This is a genomic window from Streptomyces sp. NBC_00019 (assembly GCF_045041015.1).
Classification (GTDB): domain Bacteria; phylum Actinomycetota; class Actinomycetes; order Streptomycetales; family Streptomycetaceae; genus Streptomyces.
This window is the reverse complement of record NZ_CP108302.1, coordinates 4,788,967-4,805,994: the sequence shown is the minus strand read 5'-3', so window position 1 is coordinate 4,805,994 and position 17,028 is coordinate 4,788,967. Positions and strand designations below refer to the sequence as shown.

At 71.1% G+C, this 17,028-nt stretch carries 17 protein-coding genes and 1 pseudogene; 9 read left to right on the top strand and 9 right to left on the bottom strand.

Annotated elements, in window-relative coordinates; translation table 11 throughout:
- The first annotated feature begins 16 nt into the window (after window positions 1-16).
- A pseudogene (locus OHU89_RS22470) lies at window positions 17-900 on the top strand (GNAT family N-acetyltransferase).
- 55 nt (window positions 901-955) lie between these two features.
- Here OHU89_RS22470 and OHU89_RS22465 read toward each other — a convergent pair.
- Together OHU89_RS22465 and OHU89_RS22460 are read right to left on the bottom strand one after the other, a co-directional pair.
- Window positions 956-1,621, bottom strand: coding sequence for a pyridoxal 5'-phosphate synthase (locus tag OHU89_RS22465; protein ID WP_405645337.1), 666 nt, complete (start codon window positions 1,619-1,621; stop codon window positions 956-958).
- Between the two features lie 26 nt (window positions 1,622-1,647).
- Window positions 1,648-2,076, bottom strand: coding sequence for a pyridoxamine 5'-phosphate oxidase family protein (locus OHU89_RS22460; protein ID WP_405645335.1), 429 nt, complete (start codon window positions 2,074-2,076; stop codon window positions 1,648-1,650).
- A 251-nt stretch (window positions 2,077-2,327) separates the two neighbouring features.
- Between OHU89_RS22460 and OHU89_RS22455 the strand changes: the two genes are divergently transcribed.
- Entirely contained in the window at window positions 2,328-3,641 is a 1,314-nt protein-coding gene (locus tag OHU89_RS22455; protein WP_405645333.1) for a hypothetical protein, read from the top strand.
- A 19-nt stretch (window positions 3,642-3,660) separates the two neighbouring features.
- Here the strand turns inward: OHU89_RS22455 and OHU89_RS22450 are convergent, their stop codons facing one another.
- The gene (locus tag OHU89_RS22450; protein ID WP_405645331.1) at window positions 3,661-4,812 is read right to left on the bottom strand and encodes a thiolase C-terminal domain-containing protein; all 1,152 of its coding nucleotides are present in this window, start codon (window positions 4,810-4,812) and stop codon (window positions 3,661-3,663) included.
- Window positions 4,813-4,895: 83 nt separating this feature from the next.
- Here OHU89_RS22450 and OHU89_RS22445 point away from each other — a divergent pair, with 83 nt between their 5' ends.
- Together OHU89_RS22445 and OHU89_RS22440 are read left to right on the top strand one after the other, a co-directional pair.
- Window positions 4,896-6,101, top strand: a complete 1,206-nt coding sequence (locus OHU89_RS22445; RefSeq protein ID WP_405654605.1) for an acyl-CoA dehydrogenase family protein — start codon at window positions 4,896-4,898, stop codon at window positions 6,099-6,101.
- Entirely contained in the window at window positions 6,098-6,568 is a 471-nt protein-coding gene (locus OHU89_RS22440) for a nitroreductase/quinone reductase family protein (protein ID WP_405645330.1), read from the top strand. Before OHU89_RS22445 ends, OHU89_RS22440 begins: the two co-directional genes overlap by 4 nt.
- Before the next feature lie 3 nt (window positions 6,569-6,571).
- Here OHU89_RS22440 and OHU89_RS22435 read toward each other — a convergent pair whose 3' ends face one another.
- Window positions 6,572-7,189, bottom strand: coding sequence for a LysE family translocator (locus OHU89_RS22435; protein WP_405645328.1), 618 nt, complete (start codon window positions 7,187-7,189; stop codon window positions 6,572-6,574).
- A gap of 82 nt (window positions 7,190-7,271) precedes the next feature.
- Between OHU89_RS22435 and OHU89_RS22430 the strand changes: the two genes are divergently transcribed.
- On the top strand, window positions 7,272-7,724 hold the full coding sequence (locus tag OHU89_RS22430; RefSeq protein ID WP_046262935.1) for an Lrp/AsnC family transcriptional regulator: 453 nt from the start codon (window positions 7,272-7,274) through the stop codon (window positions 7,722-7,724).
- Window positions 7,725-7,803: 79 nt separating this feature from the next.
- On the opposite strand, the gene OHU89_RS22425 is transcribed toward OHU89_RS22430, so the two are convergent.
- A complete protein-coding gene (locus tag OHU89_RS22425; RefSeq protein WP_171147642.1) occupies window positions 7,804-8,439 on the bottom strand; it encodes a TetR family transcriptional regulator in 636 nt (211 codons plus the stop codon).
- Window positions 8,440-8,572: 133 nt separating this feature from the next.
- Here OHU89_RS22425 and OHU89_RS22420 point away from each other — a divergent pair, with 133 nt between their 5' ends.
- The 3 genes from OHU89_RS22420 (at window position 8,573) to OHU89_RS22410 (ending at window position 12,530) form a co-directional block, all read left to right on the top strand.
- Window positions 8,573-9,319: a VOC family protein gene (locus OHU89_RS22420; protein ID WP_405645325.1), complete on the top strand. Its 747-nt coding sequence runs from the start codon at window positions 8,573-8,575 to the stop codon at window positions 9,317-9,319.
- Window positions 9,320-9,489: 170 nt separating this feature from the next.
- On the top strand, window positions 9,490-11,826 hold the full coding sequence (locus tag OHU89_RS22415; RefSeq protein WP_405645323.1) for a PQQ-binding-like beta-propeller repeat protein: 2,337 nt from the start codon (window positions 9,490-9,492) through the stop codon (window positions 11,824-11,826).
- Between the two features lie 215 nt (window positions 11,827-12,041).
- On the top strand, window positions 12,042-12,530 hold the full coding sequence (locus tag OHU89_RS22410) for a hypothetical protein (RefSeq protein ID WP_405645321.1): 489 nt from the start codon (window positions 12,042-12,044) through the stop codon (window positions 12,528-12,530).
- Window position 12,531: 1 nt separating this feature from the next.
- Here OHU89_RS22410 and OHU89_RS22405 read toward each other — a convergent pair whose 3' ends face one another.
- The 3 genes from OHU89_RS22405 to OHU89_RS22395 are packed head-to-tail and all read right to left on the bottom strand — an operon-like array spanning window position 12,532 to window position 14,871.
- Window positions 12,532-13,305 (bottom strand): enoyl-CoA hydratase/isomerase family protein, encoded by a 774-nt coding sequence (locus OHU89_RS22405; protein WP_405645319.1) that lies wholly within the window; start codon window positions 13,303-13,305, stop codon window positions 12,532-12,534.
- Window positions 13,302-13,709, bottom strand: a complete 408-nt coding sequence (locus tag OHU89_RS22400; protein ID WP_405645317.1) for a Zn-ribbon domain-containing OB-fold protein — start codon at window positions 13,707-13,709, stop codon at window positions 13,302-13,304. The genes OHU89_RS22405 and OHU89_RS22400 overlap by 4 nt, the downstream gene beginning before the upstream one ends.
- 13 nt (window positions 13,710-13,722) lie before the next feature.
- Window positions 13,723-14,871 (bottom strand): lipid-transfer protein, encoded by a 1,149-nt coding sequence (locus tag OHU89_RS22395; RefSeq protein WP_266890988.1) that lies wholly within the window; start codon window positions 14,869-14,871, stop codon window positions 13,723-13,725.
- 94 nt (window positions 14,872-14,965) lie between these two features.
- On the opposite strand from OHU89_RS22395, the gene OHU89_RS22390 reads away from it, so the two are divergent.
- Window positions 14,966-16,543 carry a FadD3 family acyl-CoA ligase gene (locus OHU89_RS22390; RefSeq protein ID WP_405645315.1) on the top strand — a complete coding sequence of 526 codons (1,578 nt, stop codon included), beginning with the start codon at window positions 14,966-14,968 and terminating at the stop codon, window positions 16,541-16,543.
- Window positions 16,544-16,647: 104 nt separating this feature from the next.
- Here the strand turns inward: OHU89_RS22390 and OHU89_RS22385 are convergent, their stop codons facing one another.
- Entirely contained in the window at window positions 16,648-16,851 is a 204-nt protein-coding gene (locus OHU89_RS22385; RefSeq protein ID WP_266890992.1) for a hypothetical protein, read from the bottom strand.
- Window positions 16,852-17,028 lie beyond the last annotated feature (177 nt).

Below are 17,028 nucleotides of genomic sequence, written 5' to 3'. Positions count from 1 at the left end.
TGAGCGGGGGTGCGCGATGAGGTGGGTGGTGATCGAGGATCTCGATGAGTTTCTCGGCGTTGCCGGAACCTTCCTGCACTCGCGGCCGGTGCTGCACACCGTCCTGCTGACGGTGACCGGGACGCTGCGGGTGCGGGGGCCGCAGGCGTACGGGACCGAGGCGCCGGTCTTCGGGGTGCTGGAGGGGGAGGGAGTGGTCCGGGGGGCGTGGTTCCGTGTGCGCCGCCGTATCGGCTGACCCTCACGCCGCTTGCCGTGGCGGAGACGGATACGGAGACGGATACGGAGGCGTCGATGGAGGCGTTGGCCGAGCAGTTGGCGGGGCTGGGGCATGCGCTGCCGGGGGTGTCCGCCGAGCAGGCGACGGCCGGTGCCTTCGCGGAGGCGTGGCAGCGGCGCACGGGTGCCAAGGCCGAGCTTCATCAGCGCCAACGGCTCTACCGCCTCGGTGAGTTGAAGCCACCCTCACCGATGCCGGAGGGGCGGGCCAGGGTCGCGGGCGCGCGGGACCGCGAGCTACTGATGCGCTGGCACGAGGAGTTCGCCGAGGCCGTCGGGAATGCCGCCGCCGGTGACGCCGAGTCCTGGGCCGACGTCCGGATCCGGTACGGGGGCGTGGTGCTGTGGGAGACCCCGGAGGGGGTGCCCGTGTCCATGGCAGGGACGCATCCCATGGTCGCCGGGCAGGTGCGGGTGGCGCCCGTCTACACGCCGGTCGAGTTCCGGGGGCGGGGGTACGCGGGAGCCGCGACGGTGGCGGCGAGTCGGGGGGCGTCGGCGGCCGGGGCGCAGGACGTGCTGCTGTTCGCGGATCTGGCGAACGCCACGAGCAACCGGCTGTATCGGAGGGTGGGGTATCAGGGGGTGGGGGAGTTCGAGGTGTACGACTTCCTGGGGTGACCGGCGGTCGGGTGGGCGGGTGGCGGCGGTGACCGGCAGATGCGGACCCGTCCCGTCAGGGCCAGAGCAACGTCGGCGTCCACCCCTCCCCCGTACGGCGATACGCCAGCCGCACATGGCGCCGCTGGGCGTCCCCCTGGAAGAACTCCACCTCCTCCGGGGCCAGGCGGTACAGGGTCCACGTCGGGACCGGGGCGTCCGGTCGTGACTGGGCCTCGGTCCAGGCTGTCTCGGAGGCCTCGGTCAACTCCGCCAGTGAGCCCAGGACTTCACTCTGGCGGCCGGTGAGCGCGGCGGCCAGGGCGCCTGTCGAGCGGGCGTGGAGGTCGGCCTGGCCCTCCTGGGAGGGGGCCGCGGTGACCGGGCCCCGGACGCGGACCTGGCGGCCCAGGGCCGGCCAGTAGAAGCCGAGAGCCGCGTAGGGGCGGGCCGCGAGGTGGTGGCCCTTGCGGCTGGTCACGTGGGTGGCGAAGGTCCAGCCCGTGGTGTCGGCGCCGTGCAGCATCACCGTGCGTACGTCCGGGTGGCCGGCCTCGTCCGAGGTGGCCAGGGACATCGTGTGCGGTTCGGGCTGGCCTGCCGCCACCGCCTCCGCGAACCACTCCGTGAAGAGGGGAAGTGGTTCGGCGGGGGCCGTGGCCGGGTCGAAGGGGGGCAGGGTGGTGGCCTCGGGGGCCCATACCCGCAGTGATCTCAGGAGTGCGTGAAGATCTGTTCCCATGCCCCGATTCTCACCCGAGGTGCCGCCTACAACGAACCGATGTCCGATGACACCCAGCGCTCCGGGCGCAGCCGGATGATCACCTGCTCGCCGTGATTCTTCCAGGCGAAGTCGACGTACCCCTCCACCTTCTCGGGCGGCAGATAGCGCGCGGAAATCTCCCGCAGGAGTTCGATCGTGGCGGGGGTGGTGTCGAGGACCGGGCCCTCCACGGACACGTACTTCAGCTTCGGCTCGACCGTGTCCACCATGAGGGAGAAGCGGCCCGCCGCGTCGATCAGCCGTTGCTTGCGGGAGCCGAGGCCGGTGAGGATCCAGATGTCGCCGCCGGGCTCGTACTGGTACCAGATCGGCACGGAGAGCGGCGCCCGTCCCTCTCCGCCGTCCACCGACAGCGCGGCCACATGGGGTTCGGCCAGGAATTGCTCGCGTTCCAACCGGGTCAGGGCGGTCATACGGTCTCCTCCAGAGGTGTGCGGCTGCCTCACGAACTCACCGTTCCGGTACGCCACAACGTCGGCCGAGGGGGCGGATGTTCCCGTCCGGTGCGGGTACGCCGAAGGACGCGATGGCAGTACGTTCTGATCTCCGGACCGGAGCGGGAAAGCGGGACTGCTGTGAACACCGAACTGACGTGGTTCAAGTCGAGCCACAGCGACGACGAAGGCGCCGCCTGCCTCGGCACAGCCCCCGCCCCCACCGTCCGTTGAGGCGCCTGGCCGCGGCCGTCCTCCTCGCCGCCTCCCTCACCGCGTGCACCAGCGACGGCGAAGAGCCGCCGTCCCTCACCGCACCCGCGGTCTTCTACCTCCGCCCCCAGGGCGACAAGGCCGGCGTGCAGGACAAGATGCCGTACGAGCTCAAGGGCGAGGACGGTGACGAGCCCGGAGTCCGGATGCTCGCCGCGGATGTGCCGAAGGGCGCGGAGGACACGGTCGTGATCCGCAAGTACGGCGGGTGCAAGGGCAGTTCCGCACATGTGACGTGTGAGGTCGACGGCGACTACAGCAACTGGGCCGACGCGCCCCGCGCCAAGGTGGTGGCGGCCGAGGGGGCCGAGGTCGGGGACTCGGCGGTCGTGACCTACACGTACACCACGAAGGACGGGAAGAAGCTCACCGCGAGGACCCGGTTCGTCGTGGGGGAGCCGGTGGTGGAGGCGCTGGCGTCCGAGTACGCGAAGAACGGGCCGCGGCCCGGGGCCGAACTGGCCGACTCCGTCGTCGTGCGGAACACCGGAGAGCTGCCGGTGAAGGGGCTCGGGGTGGAACTGAGCGCGAGCACCGCGGGCTTCGCGGAAAAGTACTCCAACTGCCGTTATGCACCGCAGAGTCACGATCACGTCGCTGTCTGTGAGTTCCCGGAGCTGACGATCGACCCCGGGGAGACCGTCGTCCTGCGGCCCGCCGTGCGGCTGCGTACGACGAAGGAGGACATGTACGTCTCCTACGGCAAGGACGTCTGGGCGCTGGACATGGGACCGGGTCACTACAAGACCTATCCGAAGGGCGGCGACTTCGGCGACGGCCCGGAACTCCGGCCCGAGAAGACCAAGGCCGTCAAGGGGCCGTACGTCGGGGGCGGCGGGAGTACGTACGTCGTGCTCGACTCCTACGCCGACTACGAGGTCTCCGATGTGACCCTGGTCGGCGAACCCGGCGACGAGCGCACCTTCGAGATCACGGTCCGCAACAACGGCCCCGCCGACGCCGGTGCCGCGGCCGAGGTGGTGTTCGGCCCGCCCTTCGGGACGACCATGGTGAAGCAGCCCATGGAGGAGATCGACGACGACGTCTACCAGGAGTACTGCGAGAGCAACGGGTACGCGTACACCTGCGCCGTCGGATTCCTCGAGCCCGGCGACTCCCGCTCCTTCGAGTTCACCATGACCCTCGGCGAACCGGGCGAGGGCACCCTGTCCCTGGAGGAGCCGGACCCGTCCGGCCCCTGGGACGTCGGCCGCCGGGACCCGGATCCGGACAATGACGAGGCCGTCGTCACGGTCCGGGGCGAACGGTAGGCCGTGTCCGGCGCCCGGCTCACCCCCGGCCCAGGATCACCGTCCCCGACGAACAGAACCAACCCCCCGTGCCGGACGCCACGGCCAGCCGGGGCAAGCCGCCGTCCCTGGCCCGTACTTGGCGCGCGCCCGTCTCACCGCGCAGCTGTCGTACCGCCTCGACCAGGAGGAACAGGCCCCGCATCCCCGGGTGCTGGGCCGACAGGCCGCCCCCGTCCGTGTTCACCGGCAGCGTGCGGGACTGCACGAACGCTCCGCCTTCCCCCTTCTTGCAGAAGCCCAGGTCCTCCAGCGTCACCAGCGTCATGTACGTGAAGGCGTCGTAGATCTCGGCGAGGTCGATCTCCTCCGGGCGCACCCCCGCCCTCTCGAAGGCCAGACGTCCGCTCACCGCCGCCGGCGACACCGTGAAGTCCGGCCATTCCGACATCGTGGCGTGCGAGAGGTGTTCCCCGGTGCCGAGGACCCAGACGGGGGCGGTGCGGCAGTCGCGTACGTACTCCTCCGCCGTCAGCAGTACCGCCGCCCCGCCGTCCGAGCGGATGCAGCAGTGCAGCTTGGTGAAGGGGTCCGCGATCATCGGGCCGGACATCACGTCGTCCACGGTGATCGGGGTGCGGAACATCGCCTCCGGGTTCAGGGCCGCGTTCGCCCTTGCCTGGACCGCGACCTCCGCCAACTGCTCGATCGTCGTGCCGTGTTCGATCATGTGGCGGCGGGCGGCCATCGCGTACTTGGCGATCAGCGTGTGGCCGTAGGGGACTTCGAACTGGAGAGGGCCGCGGGCGCCGAAGGAGAGGTTTCCGGTGCGCCGGCCCGCCTTGATGTCCGCGCGCGCCGTCGAGCCGTACACCAGGAGGACCGCGTTCGCGTGGCCCGCCGCTATCGCGTCCGTCGCGTGGGCCGCCATGACCTCCCAGGTCGAGCCGCCCACCGAGGTGGAGTCCATCCAGGTGGGGCGCAGGCCCAGGTACTCCGCCACCTCCACCGGGGCCAGCGCACCCGTGCCCGCCGAGGCGAAGCCGTCCACCAGCGACCTGTCGAGTCCCGCGTCCGCCAGGGCCCGGCGGGCGGCCTGGGCGTGCAGGGTGTACGGCGTCGCGTCGTCCACGCGGCCGCAGTCGGAGAGGGACACACCGACCACTGCGACTTTCCGGGTTCCGGCCGTCATGAAAGGTCTCTCCCTCTGTCTGTCCATATCGACCCGACGCTCCTAATATGACGGACCGTCAGATCCGGAGGGAAGGGGTCGCCATGGACGCCGGCTTCACCACCGAGCAGGAGGAGATCCGCCGTACCTTGCGCGAACTCCTGCAGAAGCGGTGCGGGGCTCAGGAGGCGCGGGCCGCCGTCGACCGTCCGCAGGGGTACGACGCCGGGTTGTGGGCCACCCTCTCCGAGCAGCTCGGACTGCCCGGACTCGCCCTTCCCGAGGGGTACGGGGGTGCGGGCTGCTCCGCCACCGAACTCGCCCTCGCGGGAGAGGAGACGGGACGGGTCCTCGCTCCCTCACCCCTGCTCGCCACCGCCGTCCTCGTCGCCCCGCTCGTCCTCGCGATCGGGACCGAGGTCCAGCGGGCCGAACTGCTGCCCCGGATCGCCGACGGCTCCCTCACCGCCGCCCTCGCCGTGCCCGCCGCCGGTCTCGCGCTCACCGGGGACAACGGCGGGGACTGGGCGGGGGGCGGGCGTGCGGGGGGCGTACAGGCCCGACGGGTCGGGAGCGGAGACGCTGACGGAGAGGGGGGCGGCTGGCGGTTGTACGGGGAGATCGATCACGTTCTCGACGGGCACTCCGCCGGGGTTCTGCTCGTCGCCGCGCACACCGGCGGGTTCGCCCGGTCCCGCACCCTTGTCTTCCTCGTCCCCGGGGACACCGACGGGCTCGTGCGCGTACGGCAGACCGCCCTCGACGCCACCCGCCCGCTCGCCCGGCTCCAACTGCGCAACGCGGAGGCCGAGTTGCTGGGCGACGAGAGTGCCGATGTGCTGGGCGCGCTGGCCCGGCTCGGGGACTTCGCCGCCGTCTTCCTCGCCTGCGAGGCAGTCGGGGCGGCCGACCGGGTGCTGGAGCGGACCGTCGAGTACGTGAAGCAGCGGGAGCAGTTCGGGCGGGCCATCGGGTCGTTCCAGGCGGTCAAGCACCGGCTGGCCGATGTGTATGTGCAGGTGCAGGCGGCGCGTTCGGCGGCGTACTACGCGGCCTGGGCCACCGTGCACGGAGAGCGTGTGGGCGGGCTTGCCCTCGCTCAGGGGCTGGAGGCGCTGCGTGCCGCCGCCGGGGAAGCCGTCCAGTTGCACGGGGGCATCGGCTTCACCTGGGAGCACGACGTCCAGCTGTATTTCAAGCGGGCCGCCGGCGACGAACTGCTGTTCGGGCCGGTGCACCGGCTGCGGGCGCACGCGGCCGACGCGGCGCGGCTCTTCGAGGTGACCGGGCGGCCGGAGGTGGCGGTGTGATCGGGGTACGCGCGGTACAGAGGATCTCGTCCACGCGGGGGTTCGCCAAGGTCGCCCCGCATGTCATTCCGGCGCTGGACCGGGCCGTGCACCGGCTCACGCGCGGGAAGGTCATCCTCAGCGCGCAGATGCTGCCGGGCGTGATCCTGACGTCCGTCGGTGCGCGCAGCGGGCTGACGCGTCGTACGCCCCTTGCCTGTATGCCCGAGGAGGGCGGGCGGAGCTGGATTCTCATCGGGTCCAACTTCGGACGGGACGGGCATCCCGCCTGGACCGCCAACCTGATGGCCCGTCCCGACGTCGAGATCAGCTGGAAGGGCTCCGACATCGCCGTGACGGCCCATCTGCTGGAAGGGGAGGAGCGGGCCGCCGTATGGAAGGCGGCGCTGGCCTTCTGGCCGCCGTACGCGACGTATCAGGCCCGGATCGAGCGGGAGATACGGCTCTTCAGGATCGTACGGAAGTAACTTCTAGAGCGTCCCCAGGCGCTGGACCAGCAGGAACGCGCCGATTCCCAGCATCGCGGCGCCCGAGGTGCGGGTGACCGCGCGGGCCGCCGCCGGGCGGGCGCCCAGGACCGCGCGGGCCGCGAGGCCGACCGTCAGATAGACGGCGGCGCAGCACACCATGTGCAGGACGCCCAGGGTGGCGGTCTGGACGGGCACGGGGGCGCCCGTCGTGGTGAGGAACTGCGGCAGGACCGAGAGGTAGAGCAGCAGCCCCTTGGGGTTCAGGCCGCTGATCGTCGCGCCCCGCAGGAAGACGCGGGCGTCAGAGGTCTCCACGGACTCTTCCGTGGTGCCGGGGACGCCCGGCCTGCGCAGCACGCTCCACCCCAGCCACACCAGGTACCCGGCCCCGGCCACCGTCAGCGCGGTCAGCAGACCGGGCTCCCCGGCCACCAGCACCGCCAGGCCCGCCACCGCGAGCGCCGTGTGCAGCGCGTACCCGGACACCAGGCCGCCCACCGCCCACGCCACCGAGCGTCCGCGCAGACCTGCGGATATCGCGTACGCCCAGTCGGCGCCCGGCACGCAGACCAGCAGGAGGTCCACGGCGAGGAAGGAGATGAGGGTTCCCGAGTGCATACCGGGGACATTAGGCGTGAATGGCCCGAAAGTGTTCCCGAAATTTGCCCATGATCGCATGTTCTGGGGGAAGATCTCCCCCATGGACGACGTGGACCGGAAAATTCTTGCCGAGCTTCAGCAGGACGGGCGGCTGACCGTGACCGAGCTGGCGGCGAGGGTGCGGCTCAGCGTCTCGCCCTGCCATCGGCGGCTGCGGGAGCTGGAGCGGGCCGGTGCCATCAGCGGGTACCGGGCGGTCGTGGAGCCCTCGGCCGTCGGGCTGAACTTCGAGGCGCTCGTCTTCGTCACCATGCGGCAGGAGGACCGGGACACCGTCGCCGGGTTCGAGCGGGCGCTCGCGGAGGTGGAGGGCGTGCAGGAGGCGCAGCGGCTGTTCGGGGAGCCGGACTATCTGCTGCGGGTGGTCGCGGCGGACCTCACGGCCTATCAACGGCTGTACGACGAGCGGCTGGCCACGCTGCCGGGGGTGCAGCGGCTGACGTCCACGCTGGTGATGAAGCACGTCGTGAAGGACCGACCGCTACCGGCATGAAAAATACGGCAGGCGGCGGCTCACCCGTGTGAACCACCGCCCGCCAGACAGGACTTGGTGCCTGAAAAAAGACTCTCGGTTACTTGGTCGGCTTCTTCCCGGTCACACCCAGATGCACCAACAGCGCCAGGTTCGGCTTGAGTTCAGCCTGCTTGACGCCCCACGTCTGGAAGCCCTTCTGGTGCGAGGCGACCGCCGCGAGCATCGCGACCAGTGAACCGGCGACCGCCGCCGGGTTCACGTCCTTGTCGACCTTGCCCTTGGACTGCAACTCGGCGACCGAGTCGGACAGGGAGTTGTTCACGGAGTTCAGGATCTTCATACGGAGCTTGTAGAACCGTTTGTCGCCCTCGGCGGCACCGAGGTCGACGACCCTGAGGATCGCGTCGTTCCTGCGCCAGAACTCGAGAAAACCGTCCACAAGTTCCTGCGCCGTCTGCCAGCCCGCCTTGCCGACCCATGACCTGCCCTCGAGCAGCTGGGTCAACTGGCCGCCCTCGGTGGCCATTTGCTCGGCGATCTCCAGGACGGCGCCCTCGACGTCCGGGAAGTACTGGTAGAAGGTCGCGGGCGAAGTACCCGCTTTCCGGGCGACATCGATGACTTTGACGTCCCGGTAAGGGGAGGAGCTGAGCATCTCGCTGAGGCAGTCGAGCAGCTTCTGCCGGGTCGCCTGCCCACGCCGGCCGGCCACGCGGCCGTCGACGGTACGCACTTGTCCTGTCATGCCGTCAGCTTACCGAGGGGTGATCGGAGCGCGATTCGGCCGACTGCAAATGGGGTGCGAGGGCGCTTTGAGGCTGGTGCGCTGGTCTGCGCGCTGCGTGAGTCGCCGTTAGTTTGGCGGTATGGCCGAAAACAGGGCATCCACGTACGGAGAGGGCGTCCCGTGCTGGGTGGACGCGCAGCTTCCCGACGTGGAGGCGGGCAAGCGCTTCTACGGTGAGCTTTTCGGGTGGACCTTCGAGGAGCAGCGGTACGGCGGGGCCGTATGGGCCCTGAAGGAGGGCGAGCCCGTAGCCGCGCTCGCGCACAAGACGGACGGGCGGATGCCCACCGTCTGGACGGTGTACTTCGCGACCCCGGACATCGAGGGCCTCGCCGACCGTGTCTGGGCCGCCGGCGGACAGGTCGTCACCGCCCCCATGCCGGTCGGCGACCTGGGCACCAGCGCCCTGGTCACCGACCCGGACGGCGCCGTCTTCGGCCTGTGGGAGCCGGAGTCCCACACCGGTTTCGGCGTACGGCACGAGCCGGGCACCTTCGTCTGGGCCGAGCTGTACGCCCGGGACACCGAGGGCGCCAACACCTTCTACGGCGGGCTGTTCCACGACGCTCTGTTCGGACCGGACGCCAGGCCCGATTTCGGCCGCGCCCCGGTCTCCGACGTCTTTCCGGCCGAGATGCCGCCCCACTTCGTCGTCCACTTCGGAGTCGAGGACTGTGAGGCCGTGCTCGGGACGGTGAACCGGCTCGGCGGGCGGGTCCAGGCTCCACCCTTCGAGACGTCGTACGGCAAAGTCGCCGTCGTCACCGACAATCAGGGGGCGTCGTTCGCCGTACTGGAACGTCTCGACGGTCGACCGGAGCGGTGAAAAGCGCCGGTTTGGCATAGGATATCCCGATTTGCAACCGGGTTCGCAACCTGCGCCTCGGCCAGGAAGAATCAGGGTGCGTGCCGCCATGGCGGTGCGGTGGTGAGACGCTGCACGGGGGCCGCGTGCATAAGGGTGTGACGCGGCCCGTACGGGGAGGTGGCAGGCAAGTGGTGGATCAGCTGACACAGCACGATCCGCGGCGGATCGGGCCGTTCGAGGTGCTGGGACGGCTGGGCGCCGGTGGCATGGGGCTGGTCTATCTCGCGCGCTCGGCGTCCGGCCGGCGCGTGGCGATCAAGACGGTCCGTACGGAACTCGCCGAGGACCAGCTGTTCCGCGTCCGCTTCTCGCGCGAGGTGGAGGCGGCCCGCGCGGTCTCCGGCTTCTACACGGCGGCCGTCGTCGACGCCGACGCCCGCGCCGCCGTGCCCTGGCTGGCCACCGCGTACGTCCCCGCGCCCTCCCTCGAAGAGATAGTGAACGAGTGCGGGCCGATGCCGGCCCAGGCGGTGCGCTGGCTCGCGGCCGGCGTCGCGGAGGCCCTGCAGTCGATCCACGGGGCGGGCCTTGTCCACCGCGACCTGAAGCCGTCCAACGTGCTGGTCGTCGAGGACGGCCCCCGGGTGATCGACTTCGGTATCGCATCCGGCGTATCGAACACGCGTCTGACCATGACCAATGTGGCGGTGGGTACCCCCGCCTACATGTCGCCGGAGCAGGCCAAGGACTCCCGCAGCGTCACCGGCGCGAGCGACGTCTTCTCGCTCGGCTCCATGCTGGTCTTCGCCGCCACCGGCCACCCGCCCTTCCACGGCGCCAACCCGGTCGAGACGGTCTTCATGCTGCTCCGCGAGGGCCCGGACCTCGAAGGCCTCCCGGACGAACTCCGTCCGCTCATCGAGTCCTGTATGCAGATGGAGGCCACCGGCCGCCCCAACCCGGCCGACCTCCAGTCCCAGCTCGCCCCGCACCTCTTCGGCTCCGGCTCCGACGACAGCGGTACGGCGTCGGCCTGGCTGCCCGAGCGGGCCGTGGGCCTGATCGAGTCGCGCCGCAACGGGCGCCCGGCCGTCAAGCCGGGCCCGGGCGGCCGCAGCGGCGGAGGCCGGGTCGCCCCCGTACCCCCGCCGCCCTCCCACGACCCGGCCCCCGTGCCCGTCGGAGCCCCCGACACCGGCCCGGTGCGGCTGGCGGGCGCCCAGGTGCCCATCGGGCCCGGACCGCGCGTCGCCGACGCCCGCGCCGCCGCCGTCAAGGCGCCGCCGCCGGAGGCCGGCCTCGTCGCCAGCTGGTCCAAGCCGCGCCCCGGCGTCAACGGCACGGACGCCGCCGTGGGCCCCGCCGTACCCGCACCGCCCGCACAGGAGCCGGGCGGCGGCTGGCGGCCGTGGCGTTTCCGCATGTCGAACGACGTGTGGGGGACTCCCTCCGTCGCCGACGACCTCGTCTACGTCACCTCCTTCGAGGTGCACGCCCTCGATGTGGCCACCGGCCGCCGCCGCTTCAAGACCCGGGACGTCGCCTGGTCGATGGCGGTCGCGGACGGCCGTATCCATGCCTCCGACGGCCCCACCCTGTTCGCCCTGGAGGCCCGCGAGGGCGCCGACCTGTGGCGGATCCAGACGGACGCCTGGGTGTACTCGCTCAAGGCCGACCGGGGCACGGTGGTCACCGGCAGCCGTGGCGGCGGCGTCCAGGGCTGGGAGGCCTCGGGCGGCCAGAAACTGTGGGAGCTCACCGGGGCCCAGACGGACTTCGAGTCCCCGGAGGCAGGCCCGGCGCTGCACGACGGCACGGTGTACGTCTGGCAGGACGCCCGGCTGCGCGCCCTGGACGCCCGCACCGGCGACGAGCGCTGGTCGTACCCCATCGGCGACGCGGCCTCCTGCGGCGGCGTACCGATCCGGGTGACGCAGGCGCCCGACGGCTATGTGTATGTCTCGGCCGGCACCCGGGTGCTCGCGCTGGACGTCGCGAACGGCCATGTGAAGTGGCACTTCGAGGCCCCGGCGGCCTTCCTCTGCCCGCCCACCTTCGTGCCGGGCCCGGCCGTGACCGGCGGTGGCGTCTACCTGGCCGACTATCTCGGCACGGTCTATGCCCTCGACGCCGCCGACGGCCGCGACCGCTGGCGCATCGCCACCGAGGCCCGCGCCTCGATCGAGCCGGTGCTGGTGGTGGCCGGGCATGTGCACGTCGGCAGCGGCAAGGGGCTCTACACCCTGGACGCGGTCACCGGCACGCCCAAGTGGCGCTTCCAGGCGGGCGGCGACATCGTGGGCGCGCCCGCGGTGGCGGAGGGCCGCATCCACTTCGGCTCCACGGACCACCTGCTGTACACCCTGAAGGCCGACGACGGCCGGCTGCGCTGGAAGCTGGCGACCGGCGGCGAGATCACCGGCGCCCCGGTGGTGAAGGACGGCGTCGTGTACGCGTGCAGCAAGGACCGCTGCGTGTACGCGCTGGACGCGGAGAAGGGAACGGGGACGGCCAGGACCACGTAAGCGGCTCCCTGCGGCCGGGACGGCCGTCGTACCGGGTGCCCGGAAGGGGTTCCAGACGGCGGCCGTCGATGCGGGGAGCGGGTTCCTTGTTCCTTCACCGCTCTCACACAGACGCTACGCCCGGGGCGGGACGGGCGCCATGTGACGGCTGTTAGCGTGACGTGCTCACGATCATGACAGTGCCTTTCGGGGCTTTTGACAACGGGGGATCAGCAGTGAAGCTTCGCCATGTCCGTCAGGTGGCCGTCGTCGTCGGGGTGGTCGTCGCCCTGACCGGTGCCCGGCACTCGTCCGGCGGCGGCTGCTTCGGCGGCAGCTCGAACTCCAGCAGTTCTTCGAGCAGTTCGACCGGCGGCAGCGGCAGCCACCACGATGACGACGACGACTCCGGTTCGGTCTCCGGCGGCGGCGTCGAGTCGAGCTCCCTGGGTGAGGCGACCCAGGACCTGAGGATCGAGGAGTGCAAGGTCGACGGCCAGAGCCTCGTCGCCGACGTCCGCGCCACCAACAGCAGCACGAGCGAGACGTACTCCTACATGTTCCAGGTGGCCTTCAAGGACGCCGCCGGTACGACGGTCGCGACCGGGAGCAGCGGGATCTTCTCCGTCGCCGCGGGCGCCACCGACTCCGCCCTCGTCACCGCGAACACCACGGTGACCGACGGCACCTGCGAGCTGGTCGACCCGCAGCGCGTGGCCGGATAGCTCAGCGCGTCCTGAACTCCGGGCGGCGGGCGGCGAACAGCTCCGCCTGCCGCTCGTCCGGCAGGTTCCCGAGCGAGATGAGATGCGGGGCCTGCACGAAGCCGGCGGCGAGAGCGGCCTCCCTGGCCGCCCACAGGGCCCGGACGGTGCCCTGCACCCCCTCGGGCGGATACCCGGCGATGACGGTGGCGCACCGCACCGCGGTCTCCAACGCGGCGCCGGGCTCGGTGAGTTCGGAGACCAGCCCGGTCTCGTGGGCCCGCTGCGCGGAGATCCGCTCGGCGGTCCCCATGAGCATCATGCGGGCGACCTCGCCGTACGGCATCCGTTGCGCCATGAGGACCGACTCGTACGCGCTGACCATGCCGTACGTCGTGTGCGGATCGAAGAACGCCGCAGTGGTGTCGGCGACGATGAACTCGCTCTCGCCGAGCAGGTAGAAGGCGCCTCCGCAGGCCATCCCCCGCACGGCGGCGACGACGGGCTTCCAGAGATCGTTGGCCTTGGGCCCGACACGGAGAAGCGGATCGTCGGCCATGTAGGGGGAGTTGGGCTGCGGAACCTCCGCGTCCCGGTCCAGCCCGGTGCAGAAGGCGCGCTCGCCCGCCCCCGTGAGGACGATCGCCCGCACGGAGTCGTCGAACCGCAACTCCCGCCACGCCTGCACGAGTGCGTCCCGCAGGGAGAGATCGATCGCGTTGAGCCTGTGCGGCCGGTCGAGGGTGACGACGACGACGCCGGAGTCCTTGTCGACGCTGACCCCCAGACCGCTCACGACAGCACCCACTGCGGAAGCCCGTCGGAGAACACCACATGCACCCGGGCGCCGATACGGATCCGGCCCGGATCAAGGGAGTTGAGTGGCGCCCCGGCCGAGCGGACCAGGTTGCCGACGAGACGGACGCGGGGGTGGTCGGTGAGTTCGACGACGACCACGTTGTACGGCGCCTGCGCCGCGTAGTCCGGGAGGAGCGGCGGATGGGGGACGACGTAGGACCAGATACGGCCGTGACCGGACACCTGCCGCCATTCGGTCTCGAAGGACTGGCAGTGCGGACAGCACGGGCGGGGCGGGAAGCGGGGTTCGCCGCAGTCGGCGCAGGCCTGGACCCTGAGCTCGCCCTGGGCGGCGTAGCGCCAGAAGGGGGCGCCGTCGGGGTCGGTGACGGGGGTGAGCATGGGGGTTGCCTCCTCAGGTCCTCAGGAGCAGCGCGGAGGTGGGGACACCCTCGCCGGCGGTGACCAGGCAGGTCTCGGCGTCCGGGACCTGGGCGGTACTGGTCCCACGGAGCTGCTTGACGCCTTCGTTGATGAGGTTGAAGCCGTGGACGTAGGCCTCGCTGAGCCCGCCCCCGCCGGTGTTGAGCGGCAGCCGCCCGCCGATCTCGAGGGCGCCCTGCTCGGTGAAGGCGCCGCCCTCTCCCCGCCCGCAGAAGCCGTAGCCCTCCAGGGAGAGCGGGATGAGAGCGGTGAAGGCGTCGTAGATCTGGGCGACGTCGACATCCTGCGGGGTGAAGTCGGAGTGCTTCCACAGATGCCGGGCGGCGGTCCAGGCCGGGCCGGTGAGCGGGTCGTCGTTCCAGTAGTTGACCATGCCGTGGTGCTGGGCGGGGAGCCCCTGGGCGGCGGAGTGGACGTAGACGGGCGTGTGGCGGCAGTCCCGTGCCCGCTCCCTGCTGACGACGACACACGCCAACGCGCCATCGGTCTCCAGGCAGTTGTCGAAGAGACAGAGCGGCTCGCTGATCCAGCGCGACGTCATGTACATCTCGCGGGTGAGGGGCCGTTCGTACATGACGGCCGCCGGATTCTGATTGGCCCTGTTCCGGCAGGCGAGGGCGACATTGAACAGATGGTCCCGGGTCGCGCCGTACTCGTGCATATAGCGGCGGGTGAGCATGGCGATCTCGTCGACGGGCCGGAGGAGGCCGTAGGGCCGGGTCCACTGGGCGGGGGTCGGCAGCTGAACGGCCGTGTTCCGCCAGGGCCGGGGCCCGGACCCCCGCTTCCGCGACCGCCAGGCCACGCCCACGGTCGCCTGCCCGGTGGCTATGGCGGCGGCGAGATGGCCGACGGTGGCACAGGAGCCGCCGCCCCCGTACCCGACCTTGCTGAAGAAGGTGAGGTCACCGAACCCGACCGCCTTCGCGAGCTCCACCTCGTCGGTCTCCTCCATGGTGAAGGAGGCGAGGGCGTCGACCTCTCCCGGGGCGATACCGGCGTCGTCGAGGGCGGCGAGCACGGCACGGCAGGCGAGGGATCTCTCGTCCTCGGGGAGGTTCTTGGCGAAGGGCGTCTGGCCTATGCCGACGATGGCGGTGGCGTCCTTGAGTCCTGTCATGGGGCACCTCCGCGGGGCTGTCCTCCGGGCTGACAGTGCGTCAGGCTACAGCTAATCTGACGGGTAGTCAGCTACTGGGTTCTGGAGGCTGGTTGTGCGCGGAGACGTGGAGTGGGGCAGCGTTCCGGGTCTGGTCCGGTCGGCGGCGGAGCGGTACGCGGACGTGGAGGCCGTGGTGGAGGGCCGTACACGGGTGACGTACGCCGAACTGGGCGCCCGAGTGGAACGCGCGGCGGCGGCGTGCGTGGCGAACGGGGTGGAGGCGGGCGACCGGGTCGCGATCTGGGCCCCCAACTCCCTGGACTGGATGGTGTCGGCGCTGGGCGCGGTGTCGGCCGGCGCGGTACTGGTCCCGCTGAACACACGGTTCAAGGGAACGGAGGCGGCGGACGTACTGCGCCGCAGCGGAGCACGGTTGTTGTTCGTGACCGGGACGTTCCTGGGGACGTCGTACGTGGCGTCGCTGCGGCGGGCGGTGGCGGAAGGTCCGGGGCTGCCGTCCCTGGCCCAGGTGGTGGTTCTTTCGGACGACGCCCCGGCCGACTACTGGACGTGGAAGGACTTCCTGGCGAGCGGGGAGGCAGTGGGCGAGGCGGAGGTACGGACCCGGGCGGCCTCGGTACGCGGTTCGTGGCCCTCGGACATCGTCTTCACCTCGGGCACGACCGGCCGCCCGAAGGGCGCGGTGATCACGCATTCCCAGACGTTGCGGGCGTACGAGGTCTGGAGCGATCTGGCGGGCCTGCGCCAGGGTGACCGCTACCTGATCGTGAACCCGTTCTTCCACACGTTCGGCTACAAGGCGGGCGTGATCGCCTGTCTGATGCGGGGCGCGACGATGATCCCCCAGCCGGTGTTCAACGTGGACACGGCCCTGGCGAACATCGCGTCGGAGCGCGTATCGGTCCTCCCGGGCCCGCCGACACTCCACCAGTCCCTGCTGGACCACCCGTCTCGCGACGCGTACGACCTGTCGGCCCTGCGCCTGGTGGTGACGGGCGCGGCAGTGGTCCCCCTGACCCTGGTGGAGCGCCTACGGACCGAACTGGGCGTGGAGACGGTCCTGACGGCGTACGGCCTGTCGGAGGCGAGCGGTGTGGTGACGATGTGCCGCCGCGGCGACGAGCCGACGGTGATCGCGTCGACGTCGGGCAGGGCGATCCCGGGAACGGAGGTACGGGTGGTCTCCGCCGGCGGCCAGGCGGTGGCGCCTGGGGCCCCGGGCGAGGTGATGGTCCGGGGCTTCAACGTCATGCGGGGCTACTACGAGGACGAGACGGCGACGGCGGAGGTCCTGGACCCGGACGGCTGGTTGCGAACGGGCGACGTGGGCGTCCTGGACGAGGCGGGCAACCTCCGCATCACCGACCGCCTCAAGGACATGTTCATCGTCGGCGGCTTCAACGCCTACCCGGCGGAGATAGAGCAACTCCTGGGCCTGCACCCGGATGTGGCCGACGTGGCCGTGATCGGCATCCCGGACCCCCGACTCGGGGAGGTGGGAAAGGCCTACGTCGTGCGCCGGCCGGATGCGGTGACGACCGGGGACGACCTGATCGCCTGGTCACGACGGGAGATGGCGAACTACAAGGTGCCGAGATCGGTGGAGTTCGTGACCGAGCTGCCGCGCAACGCGAGCGGAAAGGTGGTCAAGGGGGAGCTGAGGGGGTGACCGGCAGATCTGTCCCCACCCCGGGGCTCCCCGGACACGCCTCGGCCGCGACGGCTCCCCCTCCGCGCCGCCGCGGCCGATCCCCGTGCGGGAAAAAGGTCTGGTCAGGCGGGCTCTTCCGTGACATGTGTGTTGTCCGGGGTGGCCACGCCGCCGTCGTCGTCCACGTCGGTGACGTGGGTGTTGAGCGGCTTGATCGGGCTGCTCGTCACGTGGGTGTTGAGCGGCTTGATCTCCTCGCCGCTGTCCACGTCCGTGACGTGGGTGTTGTCCGGCTTGACGACCGGGTCGGTCTCGCTGCTGCTCATGTGCTGCCTCCCCTGGGGCGGATCATTGTGAACTGAGAGCCCACCCGGTCACTCCCCCGTGGGTGCCCGGGTGGGCTGCTCGGGCCGCCCACCCTAAACCGTGAGCGCTGCGGCCTTACCTGCGATCCGTCTGCCCCCCGACGCGACGGATCGACAAGACAGAGACTGCCGGGCCGC

Coding starts and splice junctions, on each gene's coding strand:
- OHU89_RS22400 (WP_405645317.1), bottom strand. CDS start 13,709: ATGCTCACCCCCGTCACCGACCCCGACGGCGCCCCCTTCTGGCGCTAC.
- OHU89_RS22420 (WP_405645325.1), top strand. CDS start 8,573: ATGGCCGAAAACAGGGCATCCACGTACGGAGAGGGCGTCCCGTGCTGG.
- OHU89_RS22430 (WP_046262935.1), top strand. CDS start 7,272: ATGGACGACGTGGACCGGAAAATTCTTGCCGAGCTTCAGCAGGACGGG.
- OHU89_RS22460 (WP_405645335.1), bottom strand. CDS start 2,076: ATGACCGCCCTGACCCGGTTGGAACGCGAGCAATTCCTGGCCGAACCC.
- OHU89_RS22465 (WP_405645337.1), bottom strand. CDS start 1,621: ATGGGAACAGATCTTCACGCACTCCTGAGATCACTGCGGGTATGGGCC.
- OHU89_RS22450 (WP_405645331.1), bottom strand. CDS start 4,812: ATGACGGCCGGAACCCGGAAAGTCGCAGTGGTCGGTGTGTCCCTCTCC.
- OHU89_RS22395 (WP_266890988.1), bottom strand. CDS start 14,871: ATGACAGGACTCAAGGACGCCACCGCCATCGTCGGCATAGGCCAGACG.
- OHU89_RS22445 (WP_405654605.1), top strand. CDS start 4,896: ATGGACGCCGGCTTCACCACCGAGCAGGAGGAGATCCGCCGTACCTTG.
- OHU89_RS22385 (WP_266890992.1), bottom strand. CDS start 16,851: ATGAGCAGCAGCGAGACCGACCCGGTCGTCAAGCCGGACAACACCCAC.
- OHU89_RS22435 (WP_405645328.1), bottom strand. CDS start 7,189: ATGCACTCGGGAACCCTCATCTCCTTCCTCGCCGTGGACCTCCTGCTG.